The organism is Streptococcus sp. GP0011, assembly GCF_030546305.1.
Taxonomy (GTDB): Bacteria; Bacillota; Bacilli; order Lactobacillales; family Streptococcaceae; genus Streptococcus.
Genome location: NZ_JAUONR010000003.1, coordinates 258,320 through 274,222, shown reverse-complemented (window position 1 = coordinate 274,222; position 15,903 = coordinate 258,320). Strand labels below are relative to the sequence as shown.

The 15,903-nt window shown below is 42.2% G+C and carries 8 protein-coding genes; all 8 read right to left on the bottom strand.

What is annotated here, in order from left to right:
• Window positions 1-2,912, bottom strand: a 2,912-nt coding sequence (locus Q4443_RS05470; RefSeq protein ID WP_303408092.1) for a SpaA isopeptide-forming pilin-related protein, incomplete at its 3' end; no start/stop codon positions are given.
• 464 nt (window positions 2,913-3,376) lie between these two features.
• A complete protein-coding gene (gene bgaA, locus Q4443_RS05465) occupies window positions 3,377-10,615 on the bottom strand; it encodes an LPXTG-anchored adhesin/beta-galactosidase BgaA (RefSeq protein WP_303408091.1) in 7,239 nt (2,412 codons plus the stop codon).
• A gap of 250 nt (window positions 10,616-10,865) precedes the next feature.
• On the bottom strand, window positions 10,866-11,621 hold the full coding sequence (locus Q4443_RS05460; RefSeq protein WP_049519263.1) for an SDR family oxidoreductase: 756 nt from the start codon (window positions 11,619-11,621) through the stop codon (window positions 10,866-10,868).
• Window positions 11,622-11,649: 28 nt separating this feature from the next.
• Window positions 11,650-12,141 (bottom strand): hypothetical protein, encoded by a 492-nt coding sequence (locus tag Q4443_RS05455; RefSeq protein ID WP_049479826.1) that lies wholly within the window; start codon window positions 12,139-12,141, stop codon window positions 11,650-11,652.
• 28 nt (window positions 12,142-12,169) lie between these two features.
• Entirely contained in the window at window positions 12,170-13,099 is a 930-nt protein-coding gene (gene rnz, locus Q4443_RS05450; RefSeq protein ID WP_000354317.1) for a ribonuclease Z, read from the bottom strand.
• 14 nt (window positions 13,100-13,113) lie between these two features.
• Window positions 13,114-13,737: a hypothetical protein gene (locus Q4443_RS05445; RefSeq protein WP_000129699.1), complete on the bottom strand. Its 624-nt coding sequence runs from the start codon at window positions 13,735-13,737 to the stop codon at window positions 13,114-13,116.
• Window positions 13,730-14,968, bottom strand: a complete 1,239-nt coding sequence (hflX, locus tag Q4443_RS05440; RefSeq protein WP_000573178.1) for a GTPase HflX — start codon at window positions 14,966-14,968, stop codon at window positions 13,730-13,732. Before hflX ends, Q4443_RS05445 begins: the two co-directional genes overlap by 8 nt.
• The gene (gene miaA, locus Q4443_RS05435; protein WP_000850176.1) at window positions 14,961-15,845 is read right to left on the bottom strand and encodes a tRNA (adenosine(37)-N6)-dimethylallyltransferase MiaA; all 885 of its coding nucleotides are present in this window, start codon (window positions 15,843-15,845) and stop codon (window positions 14,961-14,963) included. Before miaA ends, hflX begins: the two co-directional genes overlap by 8 nt.
• Window positions 15,846-15,903 lie beyond the last annotated feature (58 nt).

Here is a 15,903-nt window from a genome sequence, read left to right as displayed (position 1 = left end):
TTCTCGCCGACATTGGTTACTTCTACTGTTCCGTCAGTTTTCACTTTGAAAGTAATATCTGTTACTTTGAGGTAACCAGTTGGAGCGGCTTCCTCATGGAAGGTGTAAGTACCTGGAGCCAAGTTCAAGTCTTTAGACTTACCGGCTTCTGAAGTCCAGCTTTCTACGGCTGTGCCTTCTGCCTTGTCGCCTTTGTAGATCTTGATTTGAGCGCCCGCGATTTCTGTTCCACCAAGACTAACCTTGCTGAAGGTAATCTTACGTGGTTGGTCATCGTCTTTGTCGGTTACAGTTACTGTTGAGCCGTTTGTGGCAACTTTGTTTTCTTCACCCTTAGAGTCTTTCTCACCAACATTTGTCACTTCCACTGTGCCATCATGTTTGACTTGGAAAGTGATGTCGGTTACTTTGAGGTAACCGGTTGGAGCGGCTTCCTCATGGAAAGTATAAGTACCTGGAGCCAAGTTGAGATCTTTAGACTTACCAGCTTCTGAAGTCCAGCTTTCTACGGCTGTGCCTTCTGCCTTATCGCCCTTGTAGATCTTGATTTGTGCGCCAGCGATTTCTGTTCCACCAAGGCTAACCTTACTGAAGGTAATCTTACGTGGAAGATCATCATCTTTATCAGTGACTTTGATTGTTGAACCATCGGTTACGACAGTATTGTCCTCGCCTTTAGCATCCTTAGTACCAACATTCGTCACTTTAACTGTTCCATCATAGTTAACTTTGAAAGTGATATCCGTTACTTTGAGGTATCCAGTTGGGGCTGCTTCCTCATGGAAGGTGTAAGTACCTGGGGCCAAGCTCAATTCTTTAAACTTACCAGCTTCTGAAGTCCAGCTTTCTACGGCTGTTCCTTCTGCCTTATCGCCTTTGAAGATCTTAATTTGTGCTCCTGCGATTTCAACCCCACCAAGACTAATTTTACTGAACGTGATTTTACGAGCTACATCGTCATCTTTATCAGTAACTGTCAGAGTTGAATTTTGGGCTACAACACGATTGTCTTCACCTTTAGAATCTTTTTCACCTACTTTTGTCACTTCAACAGTACCGTTAGGTTTAACTTGGAAAGTGATATCCGTTACTTTGAGGTAACCAGTTGGGGCTGCTTCCTCATGGAAAGTGTAGATGCCTGGTTCAAGATTCAATTGCTTAGGTTGGTCAGTTGAAGTCCAGCTTTCTATGGCTGTACCTTCAGCTTTTTCGCCCTTGTAGATCTTAATCTGTGCACCAGCGATTTCATTTCCTCCAAGGTTTACCTTACTAAAGGTAATAGCCTTTGGAGTTGTATCCTCTTTGTCAGTGATTGACAAAACAGAACCAGTTGTTACGACAGTATCTGTTGTACCTTTTTTGACAATTGTAATAGAACCATCAGCATTGACCGTGAAGGTAACATCATCAACATACTGATACCCATCTGGAGCATAGGACTCTGTTAGAGTATAGGTACCAGGAGCTAATTTAATCACTTTAGAAGTATTAGCTTCTGTTGTCCAGTCTGCTACAGGTGGAGCTTCTGGTCTTACACGATCTCCGCTGTAGATTTTAAGTTCGGCACCTGGGATTTCTTTCCCATTTGGATCCACCTTTTTGAAAGTAATTTCTTTTTCAGTTGGAGTCTTCGGAGGTGTCTTCTTATTTTCAATTCGACGTTCTACAGATTTGTCTGAGCCAAACTCATCTGGAGAAATTTTAATATCTTCAGTTAATTTGTCATAGCCAAGAGGAGCAGTTACTTCACGAATTGTATAGTTGTCTCGCAACAATTTGCCTACACTAGCGTTACCATCAGAATCTGTTGTCAATCGTCCAACAACAGCTTGGTTACGATCACGAATTACTTCAAAAACTGCACCTTGCAAAGGTTGGCCTGCTTCGTCTACCTTATGAATTTTAATGGTGAAAACATATCCTTCCGCAACACCACCTGCAATCTGGTAGGTACGTGTGCTTGTTGATTGTTCATTCTCACTACCATTGTAGCTCATGTTGGCTACGTTCGTGATTTCCTCACCATCAACTAGATCATAATTCGCTTTAGCTCGATACTCGATCATATAACCAAAACCATTAGTATCTCCTAAAGGAAGGGTGAAACCATCACCATTCGCATTTACCACTAGTTGGTTTTTAAAGGTTTCGGTCATATCCTGAGCATTAGTCCATTTCCAGTCTCCGTTATTCCAACTCCAATCTACTTTGTAAATACGAAAAGTATCTGGTAGGAAGGTCATATTTGGAGAAGAGAAAGCATCTTTGATAGTGACATCACTGTAGTTCGCCATATTGCGGTTTACAGTAATGTTATAACGGATTACATTTTTCTCGTCATCCTTGTATTGGAAGGAACTCTTTTCAATTTTAGAGTCGTATTTCCCTGGAGGGCCGTTGTAACGGATTTTCCCTGCAAATAGAACTCTATGTCCTACAGTAATATTGACATCAATGTCTTTTTCTTCTGAAACAACATCATGGTCAACTCGAACATAGACAAAGAATTTCCCCCTAACGCCAGAATTATTCTCAACAAACTTTGTGTAAGTTAGAGTAATCGTTTTGCTAGCTGCATCTAAACGACCAGTAGCTACAAGATTGTTAGAAGCATCTCGTAATTCAATGTCTGAAGAGTTTGAAAATGTAATCTCTGATGGCAATTGAAGTGTTGTTGTATCACCTTCATGCACCGTATTATCTGGCAAAACAAAATCTGCAGTAAGACGGAATTCTTGCCAAATATCCAACCCTTGCGTTAAAGCTTCACCAGATCTGTTTTCAACACCAACACTAGTGATCACATCATTATACTCTGTCGCATGTACTTGCGTCAGAGGGGCAAATGATTGGAGAATAACTCCCAAACAAAGAATAAGGATCTGAATCCAAGATCTTATTTTCTTGTTCATTTAATCTTCCTTTCTTATAATATTCAGTTGTAATTGTACAATGTAATAGTAAACTAAATGATTGTCCCCAACTAATCACCATTCTCCTTTTTCAAGCGAAAATTATTAGCCACATTACATCCACATTTTATCATACTATGAAGAAAAAGGCTAGAACTATCAAGCAAATTTTTATAAAAAATATCCAATTTTTTCTTACCGATTGAAATCGACTTTTTCACATCCGTATATTAACCGCTTTGTATCTTTTCTTCTCCTATCATCAAAACAGAATCTGGTATATTTTACCGCTATTTTTTAAAAAATAAGTTCATCTCGTTTTGGATACCAGATAGTGTTTTTATCATTTTGGTTATCTGATTTCATAAACGTTAAATTGCTCTAGAGAAAGTACTTCTGCCTATTAAAAAGACCAGGTTCCCCTGGTCTTTCCGAGATACAATTAGAAGAAATACTGATTCATTCTAGTCTTCTTTTTTGCCTTTAGTGGCTACTAGACCTGCACTCAAACCAAGAAGAGCTAGGCCTGCTGCTAGGGCTGCTTGACTTTCTGCACTTCCTGTATTTGGTAACTGTTCTTTTTGATCTTGATTAGCTTTACTTGAAGCAATTTCTTTTGTATCTGCTTTTTCTGATACTTGTGGTTTTGTTGCTTCTTGAGGTACTGGTTTGGTCGTTTCACCAGCTGTACCGACTTCTACGATGCGATCCTGAGCTATAACTTTATCATAGCTTTCTTTTTCAGTTCGCTTGCCATTTTCAACTTCGATTAAGTGAACACGGATACCTTTTTGACCTTCTTGGAGAACACGAGTTTGACCCGCTGGAAGCTTATCATTCTTTTGTTCCTGAACCTTGAAATCAATTGTTTCTTCTTCGATTACAAGTTCTGGTCTGTTAAGGACTAGGTTCTTCACTTCATCTTCTGGAAGAGAAGTTCCTGGTTTAGTGCCAACTTCTACTATACGATCTTGAGCAGCGACTTTATCGTAAGTTTCTTTAAGCTGACGTTTTCCATTTTCCACTTCAATCAAGTGAAGACGAATACCTTTTTGACCTTCTTGTAGGACACGAGTTTCTCCTAGGTACAACTTATCAGACTTACGCTCCTGAACCTTGAAATCGATGGTTTCTTCTTCGACTATAAGTTCGGGTCTGTTAAGGACTAGGTTCTTCACTTCATCTTCTGGAAGGGAGGTTCCTGGTTTAGTTCCAACCAAGACGATGCGGTCTGTCGGTGCCTCTACCACTTCGCGGAGTTTTTCTTCCTTACTTCCACTAGGATTAACCGCTGTGAAGATCCGTTCCTTACCAACTTTTCCTTCTTGTTCTACACGAGTTTCTCCTAGATACAGCGTTGAATCCTTTTTCTCAACTGTCTTGTAAGCCAAATCTTTTTCAACAAATTCGAGTTTTGGAAGTTCTTCTTGTACAGCAGCAACAGTCTTCTCAGAAACTGGTTTTTCCTTAGTCAACTGGATACGGTATTCCTTGACTTGTTTCCCACTTTCTGAAACAAGGCGAACAAGTACTGGAAGGCTATCGTCTCCGCTATCTACAACTGTTGAAGCTACTTGATTACTTTCTTCGACTGAGACTTTTGGACGTTGACCTTTATAGGTGATTTGGTAGTCTTGACGATCTTCAGCGAAGTCAGGAAGCTCTTTTCCATCCACAAGAATTTTTGATTGGGTACTTTCTTGAGGCAATTCACTCGGTGCAAGGAAGGTCATCTCAATCATCGCAACACCGCTCTTGTCTGCTTTACGCTCCATACGCCATCTCATGGCTTTGGCTTTGACAGCTTTAAATGTTACGTTGATTTCATCACCAGCTGCGATGTCTTTATCCGCACGATAAGGAACAGCTTCCCAATTTTCTGGATTGTTAAATGGATGAGCTGCATCGTAGGCTTGGTAGTTTGAATAGTAGGTAGGCACTTCAAACTCTGGGCCAATATAGCGTTCCAAAACGAGTTTAGATGGTGCATCTGTACCACTATCTGCAAAGAAGTGAAGTTTGGCTTGTGCTACAGTCCGTTCTACAATCTTACCATTTTCACGGAAGATTACACCTGCTGATACTTCTGGATTAGAAGATGGTGTTGGAGACCAGTTTGTCCAACGACGATTTTCTGAATGATTTCCGTCATTGAGATAGTCCACACGGTCATGGGAGTTTCTATCAATGTCGTTAGTGGCTGAAGCAAAGGCGCGGTTACTATTTTCATCATAGTCAGGGTTGTCTGAGAGGGCCTCACCAAGTTTGTCTGTCACTCGTACAGTGAACTCAGCAACAAGATCACTACCAAGGACACGGCCTCGAACGGTAAATTGACCTGCTTTTGTCAGCTTATCTGCTGGAACTTCTTCCCATTCCACTGCCAAGTCTTTTGTTTCGTAACCGTCTTTACCTGTGAAGTAAACAGGAACCTTAGTTGGCAATTCAAGCAGTTGCCCTACTTGTAGTAAGCGAGCTTGTTTGACCGCGGCAACTGGTTTACGAGAGAGCAAGTCTTTATTGCTTGTAAAGTGTAGACGGTATTCTCCTAGGATGTCGCCATTTTCAGCCTTTGCGATAACACGAACTGGCTCACCTTCACGAACGCTTGGAACGACGGTAGCGAGACCATTGTTGCTAACACTTGCTGTTACTGCAGGAACTTTTCCATCTACTGATTCAAGATAGTAGTCTGTCAAATCAGGGTTAAAGTTTGCTAAATCTTTACCGTCAACTTGGATTCTTGTTTGTCCTTGTTTGGCTGCAGCGACTTGTTTCGCAAAAATTTGTACTTCTGTGATAGACGTTCCTTTCTTGCTATCAAGTCGAACCATACGAATGCGAACCGCATAGGTTTCAACTTTATCAAAGCTGAAATGATTCATTTCTCCAGCTTTTAATTGAGCTGGTGCTTTGAGATTGCTTACCTCTTTCCAGTTTGCAGGATCGTTAAAGGCATGGTTTTCCTCACCTACAAAGCTAGGGTTTTTAGGGGCTGTTGGAACGGTCTTACCGACATAATATTCAATCACATAAGACTTCGGTACACCAACTCCGTGGTCTTCGTGGAATCCGACACTTAGATTATCAACTGAACGTTTGCTCAAAATACCTGAATCTCCGAATAGGACACCAACTGAAGCTTCTGGATTACTACGGTTCCAGTTTGTCCAACGGTTAGCTGGGCGGTCATTAAAGGAAATCAATTTATCGTTGACATTTGAAACAGGATCAGTTGGATTTGAGTCTGAAGCAAAGGCAAGTGGCAATTCTGATCCGGTCCATTGGTCAGAAATATTTGCCCCCTTCTCAGTTTGAGCAGATACGCGAACATGAAGTTTAGTTGTTAATTGCGTACCTTCTAGGCGACCATTAACTGTAAAGACACCTTCCTTGGCGTATTGCTCTGGACGAATCGTATCCCATGTAACTTTAGCTGATGAAACGTGACCATTTGAATCGTAGGTACGAACACTTTCTGGTAATTGTGGTGCTTCTGCGATTGGTGTCGTCACACTGACTTCTTCAACTGAAACGATGCCTTCTACAGAGACTTTTGCACGCGCCTCAAGGTCAATACCTTCAACTTTACCTAGAACTTCAAAGGTTTGATAGGAGTCGAGTTTTTCTTTTGGAATGGCTTGCCATGTGACTTTGTGGGCTTTAGGGAAACCTTTGTCATACTCAACTGTTACTGTTGCTGGAAGGCTTGGTTCTTGATGCAAGTCTGTTACTACGTTCACTGGACGAATAGATTGCGCAATCTTCTTCTCTGTGTTGGCTTGGATCGTGAGATCGATTTGACCTCTAGCCCCCTCATATTCTGCTTTGAGAGTGACTGTTCCTGGCCTATGTAACTCAAGCATTCCTTTACGAACTGCGACTTCCCCTTCACCACTTGTAGAGAAGTTTACTTTATCAGCTGGTAAAACTGCTTGTGTTCCGTCTTGATAGTGAGCGAGTACAGACAATTTCACTGTTTGGTCTTCTTTAAGACCGTCAGCTTGCTCCACTTGTAGGCTCAAGTGGTCAATTTTCGGTGCTTCTTCAAGGAATTGAATTGCATAGGTTTGAAGAGGTCCACCATCTTTTGGTTGAACATAGATGCTTGCACGCATGCCGTTTGCTGCACTTGCTTGGACTACAGTAACATCCGCATTTTCAGCACTTGCTACAACTTCTGGCAAGGATGCACCGTAAGCAAGAGTTCGATATTGCATTGGATTTTGAGTAGTAAGACCAGTGACAGATTCGCCACCAACCGTTACAGTTGGTACTGCAGGTGCCACAGGATTGCCTTCTTCTACCACAAGAGTAGCATGAATGGTTTCTCCTCCTAGTTGGCCAGTCATTTGAATACGTGATCCTGCAACTGACAGTTTAGCTTTATCTGCTTCCGAAATCTCCCACTTATCAACTTCGTATTCTTGTACGCTTCCATCCGTAACAGCAATAGAAACGTATTTATCAACAGCGCTCAAGTCTGTTCCTGGAGCAACACGCTTAACAGTTGGAAGCTCATTTGCGATTGCTAGAATTTCGACACGGGCCTCAACTTCGCGTCCGTCTGCCATACCTTTAACAGTCACAACTCCTGCTTGGCTCACATCAACTGAAGACCAAGTGACTGGACGTTTTTCACGACTGCCATCACTGTAGATAAAACCGACTGTCTTCGGCATTTTTGGCTCTTTCTCAATAACAGTACGTACTTTTGGTACTTCTGTACCTAAAACAGTTTTTTCTTGTCCTTCTTTCTTACCTGTAAAGACAGTGACTTGGTCCGATTTCAAGAGATCAGAGTGGGCAGTAAGGGTGAATTTACCTGCTTGCTCAGTTGATTTAACAATGGCAACCCCTTTACCGTTAAAGGCTCTGCGGATCCAAGAACCATCAGGTTGTGCCTTGTAGCGTTCACGGCTGGCTTGTTCCCCATTATCAACACCAACCAGTTGACCTTGTCCATGCAATTGGAAACGAACCAAATTATTGGCAGTTGGTACCACATTTCCTTGGCTGTCTACGATTTCATAGTAGATGTAAGTCAAGTCTTTTCCATCTGCAGCGATTGCGTGTTCTTCCTTGATGAGACGAACACCTGCAGGTTGACCTGCAGTGGTAATCTTGTCACGTGCAATTTCTTTACCAGCTTCATCACGAGCTACTGCTTCTAAGGTACCTGGTTGGTAAGCAACCTTCCACTCAAGATAGAGTTCCTTAGCATTGGCACCTTCTTGGTAGGTACGACCATCACTAGTTTGTTTTTTGTTGAACTTTTTAACACCGAGAGATTGACCGTTCAAGAACAATTCAACACTTGCAGCATTAGAGTAAGCGCGAACTGGAATCTTTCCTTGTGCATCTTCTACTTTAGAGGCCAAGTCTCTATTCTCCCAGTTCCAGTGAGGAAGAAGGTGAACCATTGGTTTCTTCTTGACAGAAACCCATTGGCTTTGGTAGAGGTAGAAGTCATGTTTTGGAATACCCGCTGTATCTACGATACCAAAGTAAGAGCTCTTAACGGGAGTTTGGTTTTGGTTGTGCCATGGTGTAGGTTCACCGATATAGTCCGTACCTGTCCAGATAAACTGTCCAGCATAGCCAGCGTTGTCACGATCAAACGTCCATGAATCTGTTGCCGTTTTACCCCAGCCAACTCGGTCATTACCATAGTCAGACTGTTCGTAATGACGCTCAGGTCCGTTACTATGTTTCAATTCCTGTTCAGGGCGATAGTAACTTCCACGTGTACGGGTAGCTGAAGATGTTTCTGAACCATAAATCAACCAGTTTGGATGTTTCGCACGAAGTTTCTTGTAGTTGTCTTCTGAGTAGTTGAAACCAACTGCATCCAGTTCATTAGCAATTTTCTCATGATCACCGCTACCATCACCAAAGCGGAACTTATCTGCTCCCATGGTAACATAACGTGTAGTATCAACATCTTTAATCACTTTTACTAAGCGTTTAACCGTTGCAAGAGAGTGAGCATTACCATTGGCTTCACCAATTTCATTCCCGATAGACCACATGAAGACAGCTGGGTTATTTTTATCTCTTTCAACCATGGTACGAAGATCGTAGTCAGACCATTTTTCACCTTTTCTAGCTTCTGGGTGAGTAGCGTCTTTTTCAAAGAAACGTCCGTAGTCATAAGGTTTCTTACCACCATACCACGTATCAAAGGCCTCTTCCTGAACCAGCAAACCAAGTTCTGCTGCGATTTGCAAGGTCTGTGGACTTGCAGGGTTATGAGTTGTACGGATGGCGTTAACGCCCATCTCCTTCATTTGTTTGAGACGACGATATTCTGCCTTATAGTTTTCTTCTGCTCCAAGCGCTCCGTGGTCATGGTGCAAGGAAACGCCATGGAATTTAATGCGTTCGCCATTCAAAGAGAAGCCTTCATTTGGAGTCCAATGATAGTAACGGTAACCAAACAGATCCTTCTTAGCATCCACCAATTGACCATCACGGTAAACACGCGTAATCAATTCGTACAAGGCTGGTTTGTCATTTAAAACTGTCCAGAGTTTTGGTTGTTCAACTTCTAAAATAGCATCAAGACTTGTTGATTCATGTGCTTTCAAGGTACGACTCGCTGTACGAACCAAACCCGTTACAGCCTGACCACCACGTTCAACGATTTGATACTCTGCCACCAGTTCATGGTCTTTATCGTCTGTATTAACGATTTTGCTGGTCACATGCGTTTCAACCTTGCCATGTTGCTGTTGTTCTAGTTTTGGTGTTAAGATGGTTGTTCCATTTTTCTCAACATGAACTTTATCTGTCATTTGCAAGGTCACATCACGGTAGATACCACTACCTGAGTACCAACGGCTACTTGGCTGTTTGTTAACCGCATGGACAGCAATCACATTCTCACGACCATCTTTGTGAAGATATTTTGTGATATCGTATGAGAACTGGTTATAACCATTTGGATAATGCCCCACTAACTGACCATTGACATAGACTTGAGAGTCCATGTAGACACCATCAAAGGTCACACGAACATTTTTCTTGAGATCTTTTTCATCAAGTTTAAAGGTCTTGCGATACCAAGCTTCACCACCATTGAGCTGTCCACCCTCGTTTTGGGCAGGTGACTGATGGTCAAAATCGTTAAAGATACTCCAGTCGTGTGGGAGATCCAATTTTTGCCATGACGAAACATCTGCATCTGGTTTTACAGCTTCTTTAGAGTTTGCATTGAGTTTAAAGTGCCAATTTTGATTAAAATTCACTTTTCTGTCTTCAATCATTTGATTTACTTCTTCATTTGTCGCAGCTTTCAAATCTTCCTTAACAGGTTTTTCTTGACTTGAAGCTTGAGATTCTACCTTTGGAGCTGTTTCTTCAGGTTTTAGAGACGCTTTCTCCTCTTTTGGAGCTACAGGTTCCTCTTCTTTCTTCTCGGCTTTGCTTGCTTCAATTGGAGCAGCTTGACTTTGGTCGACACTTGCAGCATCCTTGTGCTCTGCTACAGCTTGATTTTCTTTTTCCTCCACTGCCGGACTTTCCTCTTTTGCTTGTTCCACAGTGTGGGTTATAGGAGTTTCATCCGCGAAAACTGGTGATTCTCCAATGACACTTCCTCCAAATAGAACCGCACAGGTTCCAATCATGACAGAGCAAGCTCCTACGGCAAACTTACGAATGCTGTAGACTCGTTTACGATTCCAAAAGCCTTTTTCCATAAAATCCTCCTTTAGTAACCGCTTCCATTTCTTTGTAAGCGCATTACTTTTTCATAGCCTTTTACCTTTATTTTATAAAATAATATAGGAAATTTCAATACCCTAAACACAAAAAATCATATTTTTGATTGTTTTTTCTAAAATTTGTAGAAGATTCAAAAAATGTGAATGTAGATTTAGAACAAAAAACAAACATTTCTTGTCACTCAGTAAAATATCATAAAAAAGTTCCTTTTGTAAGGAACTTTTTTTACTTATAATTAAAAGTCTCCCCTGCCAACTTATCGGCTAGCTTGGGAAAGAGGCTATAAAATTTGTGAGCTAAATTGAGCAAAAAAGGAAGATTGAGTTCCCGTTTGTTTTTTCCTATGATTTTGACAATCTTTCTAGCGACAGCATCTGGTTCTAAGAGAAAGCGGTCAACAGACTTGAGGTAACTTCCATCTGGGTCTGCCTGGTCAAAAAAGGCAGTACGAATCGGTCCTGGATTAACCGTCGTTAGATAGACACCATAGGGCGTGAGTTCGAGGCGTAGAGCGTTGGAAAAACCAATAGCCGCAAACTTGGTCGCTGAGTATAGACTAGACTTAGCTGTTGCAATCAAGCCTGCCATGCTGACAATATTGATGATATGGCCTTTTCGACCTTCCTTCATGCGCTCCGCAAGGCGACGAGACAGATTCATCAGAGCAAAGGTATTGACCTCGAACATCTGGTGAATGTCTTGATCAGAAATATTGTCAAATTCTTCAAAAATTCCATAGCCAGCATTGTTAATCAAGACATCAATCTTGCCATAACGGAGATAGAGGTCAGCTACTAGAGTTTCTAGGGCTAAGTCATCGGTAATGTCGATTTCAATCAATTCCACATGGGGATGGTTTCCATAGAGTTGTCCTAGTTTCTCCTTATTTCTACCTAGCAGAATCAGTTGGTCATCTGGCAAAAGTTTGACCATTTCTTGGGCTAAGCCACCGCTTGCCCCAGTGATGATGATGGTACGCATCTCTATTCCTTTCAAAGTTTTGATCAATTTAATGAAATCTTTTTCCAGCTAAATAATGAGCATAGGCTTGATCAATGACAGGAGCAAACAGATGATAATCCTCCCAGCTACCTAAAAATTCTAAAGGCAAGTCATATAAGTCATTGACTACAAATTCGGAATAATCATCCATATACTGATGTTCATAATAGTCATTTACAAAAGCCTGAAAATCCTTTGTAATATCCATTGTTCCCAGTTTACCATCGCACCAGTCTAAAAGATAATCAACACCCAAAGTTTGCTCGTTTTTTACACTTTGGAATACCGTTTCTTCATCAGGAAACATCAATTCTTTTGCATCATGCAGGATGAGCCAAGTAACGAAAAAACCGATATGATTCGCAGCCCAACGATAAATCTCCCGATAATCTTTTTGAGTTAACTCTTCTTTTTGTAATGAATAGCTGTGCAAGTAGTTGGTTAAGGCATTCTCAAAATACCAATCCGCTTTATCCAATAAACGATTTTCAACAGTCATCTTAATTCCCTCTCAACGAACTGTAACATTATAACTCAACCTCTTCCAAGTCTTTGACGACATGGACATTCTCAAAAATACTAGCTGCATCTTTCTTAAGCTGACTAATATCCTTTGATAGGAAGCGGGCACTGATATGGTTGAGCAAGAGGCGCTTAGCACTGGCTTCTGCTGCTACTTGTGCTGCCTGCATATTGGTTGAGTGACCGTGATTGCGAGCAATTTTTTCATCTCCCTTGCCATAAGTCGACTCATGGACAAGGACATCGGCATTGACAGCTAAACGCACACTAGCATTGGTTTTACGGGTGTCACCCAGAATGGTGATAATCTTACCTGGACGGGGAGCTGAGATATAGTCTGCTGCCTTGATTTCAGTTCCATCTTCGAGAACAACGTCCTGGCCGTTTTTGATCTTTCCAAAAAGCGGACCAAATGGAACACCAGCAGCCTTAAGTTTTTCAGCATCCAAGGTCCCTTCTAGATCCTTTTGCATGACACGATAACCAACGCAGAAAATAGTGTGGTCCAGCTCCTCTGCATACACAGTGAATTTATCGGTCTCAAAGATTTTCCCTAGAGAATCTTGGTCAAACTCATGAAAATGAATGCGGTAAGGCAGACGAGAGCCTGACACACGAAGGCTGGTTAAGACAAATGACTTGATTCCTTGCGGTCCATAGATGTCCAAATCTGTCTGCTCTTCATTGGCCTGAAAAGCACGGCTAGAGAGAAATCCTGGCAATCCAAAGATGTGGTCTCCATGCAGGTGGGTGATAAAGATTTTGCTGACCTTCCGTGGTCGAATCGTGGTTTCCAGAATGCGATTTTGCGTTCCTTCTCCACAGTCAAAGAGCCAAACTTCGTTAATCTCATCCAAGAGTTTCAGGGCGAGACTTGAAACGTTGCGGGCTTTAGAGGGCTGACCGGCCCCTGTTCCTAAAAATTGAATATCCATTCGATACTTTCTAATTAATCAATATATAACATAGCTGTGCGATTTTCCGATCGGAAATAGCGACTGCCAGAAAAAGCAACAGCTTCTTGCAGTAAATCCTCTTGGCTGTAGCCTTTGAGACGCTTGCGACCATCTGCTAAACTTTCTAAATCAGTCAAAGCTGTGAGATTCTTCACACTAACAACTTCTTCATCTCCGACAGGCTTCATGTAAATCTTTCCAGACTCCTCAAAGACTAGTTGATGGGGGAAAATTTGCGCAATCTCAAAAAGTAAGTCATCCGAGATTTCCTCTTCATTTTCAGAGAAAATTCGCCCCAAGCCCTCACTCTCATAGCAAAATCCAAAAGATTTGCCAGATAAATTAAGACGAATAAAAGGCTTATTTTCAAAGGTGAAACTTGGATCAGCATTGTAGAGATTCAGTTCATGACTGACTTCTAAAAAATAATCCGTCGCAGCTTCAGGACTCTTTTTCTGGTAGAGTTCAGCAAAGTAGGCATTGACTACACTCGGAGGAGGTGTGATGAGAGCCAACTGCTCTTGCTCTGTTTTGCCAGCTAGAAGTTGATCCAGATAGACCTTATCCAAACTTGTATAACCCCCATACTTTAGAGCCAAGGTTTTAATATCAGTCATAAAATTCCTCTAACCTCCATTTGTTTTTCTCGGAAATGTAGCCTGTAATCACTTCTCCATCATCTTGGTAGTCACGATCTTCAAGAATCGCTACACTTTCCAAATCATGAATCTTGTAGGACTTAGAAAAAGGCACCCGTAGAGTAAAGGCTTCAAAAATCTCCTTGATTTTTTCTAAAAATAAAGCCTGCAACTGCTCACGACTATCCTCAGACTTGGCAGAAATGAGGGCATACGGCGTTTGAGTAGGCGTAAAATCCTCCACCAAATCCGCTTTATTGTAAAGAGTCAAGCGAGGAATATCCTCCATATCCAAGTCTTTCATGATAGACAGAACCGTTTTTTCATGCTCCTCGTGATAAGGATTGCTGGCATCGATGACATGAACCAAAAGATCCACATGCTTGCTTTCTTCCAAAGTTGACTTGAAACTGGACACCAATTCAGTTGGCAAATCCTGGATAAAACCAACCGTATCAGTCAAGGTAACCTGAAGATTGCCCCCAAGATGGATACTCTTTGTCGTCGCATCCAGGGTCGCAAACAGCTCGTCTGCTTCGTACTGGGTCTTACTGGTTAAGCTGTTCATGATAGTTGATTTCCCAGCATTGGTGTAGCCAATCAAGCCAATCTTAAAGGTGCTTGACTCCAAGCGTTTTTCTCTGACTGTCGCCCGATTTTTCTCTACCACCTTGAGCTGGCGTTCGATATCTGTGATTTGATTGCGAACACTACGACGGTTCAGTTCCAACTGACTCTCACCTGGACCACGGGAACCAATTCCCCCTGCCTGACGGCTGAGCATGATTCCTTGACCAACCAAGCGAGGCAAGAGATATTTGAGCTGGGCTAGGTGGACTTGGAGTTTCCCTTCATGGCTTCGAGCCCGCATAGCAAAGATATCCAAAATCAACTGCATACGGTCAATGACCTTGACACCCAGAACTTCCTCTAGATTGACATTTTGCCGTGGTGTCAGACGGTTGTTGACAATGACAGTAGTAATTTCCTCAGCATCCACCATGAGCACAATTTCTTCCAACTTACCAGATCCGACAAAAGTCTTGGAGTCATACTTTTCACGTTTTTGCCTGTAGCTATCTACAACGACTGCTCCAGCAGTCTTAGCCAGACTGGCCAACTCTTCCATGGACAGGTCAAAATTATCCATGCCCTGCAGTTCAACACCAATTAGCAGGACCCGTTCTTCTTTTTTCTCCGTTTCAATCATTTAAAAACTCCTCAATCTGGCTTAGAATACGCTCCTTCACGCCAGACTCTCCTATCTGATAAAAGGTCACCTGCATGCGATTACGGAACCAGGTCAACTGACGCTTGGCAAAACGACGGGTAGCCTGTTTGAGACTCTCACTAGCTTCCTCTAAAGTCTGCTCCCCACGGAAATATGGAAATAGTTCCTTGTAGCCAATTCCTTTGGCTGCCTGCGCATCAGGGTAATGGTCAAAAAGCCACTTGGCCTCATCCAAAAGCCCAGCCTCAAACATTAGATCCACTCGGTTGTTGATACGTTCATAAAGCTGACTACGCTCATCATCTAAGCAGATAATCAGAGGTTCATACAAAGTCTCTTGATTTTCCAAATCCTGACCAAAATGGGCAATCTCCAAGGCACGCATAGCACGACGACGGTTAAACTGGGGAATTTCAAGACCTGCTTGCTCCACGAGATGGGCTAATTCCTCATCTGAATAAGGCTCCAAGCTAGCCCGATAAGCTAAAATCTCCTCATGAGGTGTTTCTCCACCTAGATGGTATCCTTCCAGCAAGCTCTGGATATAAAGCCCTGTACCACCCGCGATAATAGCAAGCTTACCACGGTTATGAATATTCTCAATAGCCTTCTTAGCTTCTGAAACAAAATCAAAAGCCGAGTAAGACTCGGTCACCTCTCTGACATCAATCAAATGATGAGGAACAGCTGCTTGCTCCTCTGGGCTAGCCTTGGCCGTCCCAATATCTAGCCTTCTGTATACTTGCTGACTGTCACCGCTGACCACCTCTCCACCAAAGCGCTTAGCTACTTCAATAGCAAGGGCTGTTTTCCCAACAGCAGTCGGTCCAACAATCACAATTATTTTTGTTTTCATCTTTTTTCCTTGAAAAATTTCCATTTTTTCGTTACTATTATTATATCACAAAAAGTTA

What these genes read in the sequence shown, in the direction of transcription:
- bgaA (WP_303408091.1), bottom strand. Translation starts at nt 10,615, where the DNA reads ATGGAAAAAGGCTTTTGGAATCGTAAACGAGTCTACAGCATTCGTAAG.
- Q4443_RS05460 (WP_049519263.1), bottom strand. Translation starts at nt 11,621, where the DNA reads ATGCGTACCATCATCATCACTGGGGCAAGCGGTGGCTTAGCCCAAGAA.
- Q4443_RS05455 (WP_049479826.1), bottom strand. Translation starts at nt 12,141, where the DNA reads ATGACTGTTGAAAATCGTTTATTGGATAAAGCGGATTGGTATTTTGAG.
- rnz (WP_000354317.1), bottom strand. Translation starts at nt 13,099, where the DNA reads ATGGATATTCAATTTTTAGGAACAGGGGCCGGTCAGCCCTCTAAAGCC.
- Q4443_RS05445 (WP_000129699.1), bottom strand. Translation starts at nt 13,737, where the DNA reads ATGACTGATATTAAAACCTTGGCTCTAAAGTATGGGGGTTATACAAGT.
- hflX (WP_000573178.1), bottom strand. Translation starts at nt 14,968, where the DNA reads ATGATTGAAACGGAGAAAAAAGAAGAACGGGTCCTGCTAATTGGTGTT.
- miaA (WP_000850176.1), bottom strand. Translation starts at nt 15,845, where the DNA reads ATGAAAACAAAAATAATTGTGATTGTTGGACCGACTGCTGTTGGGAAA.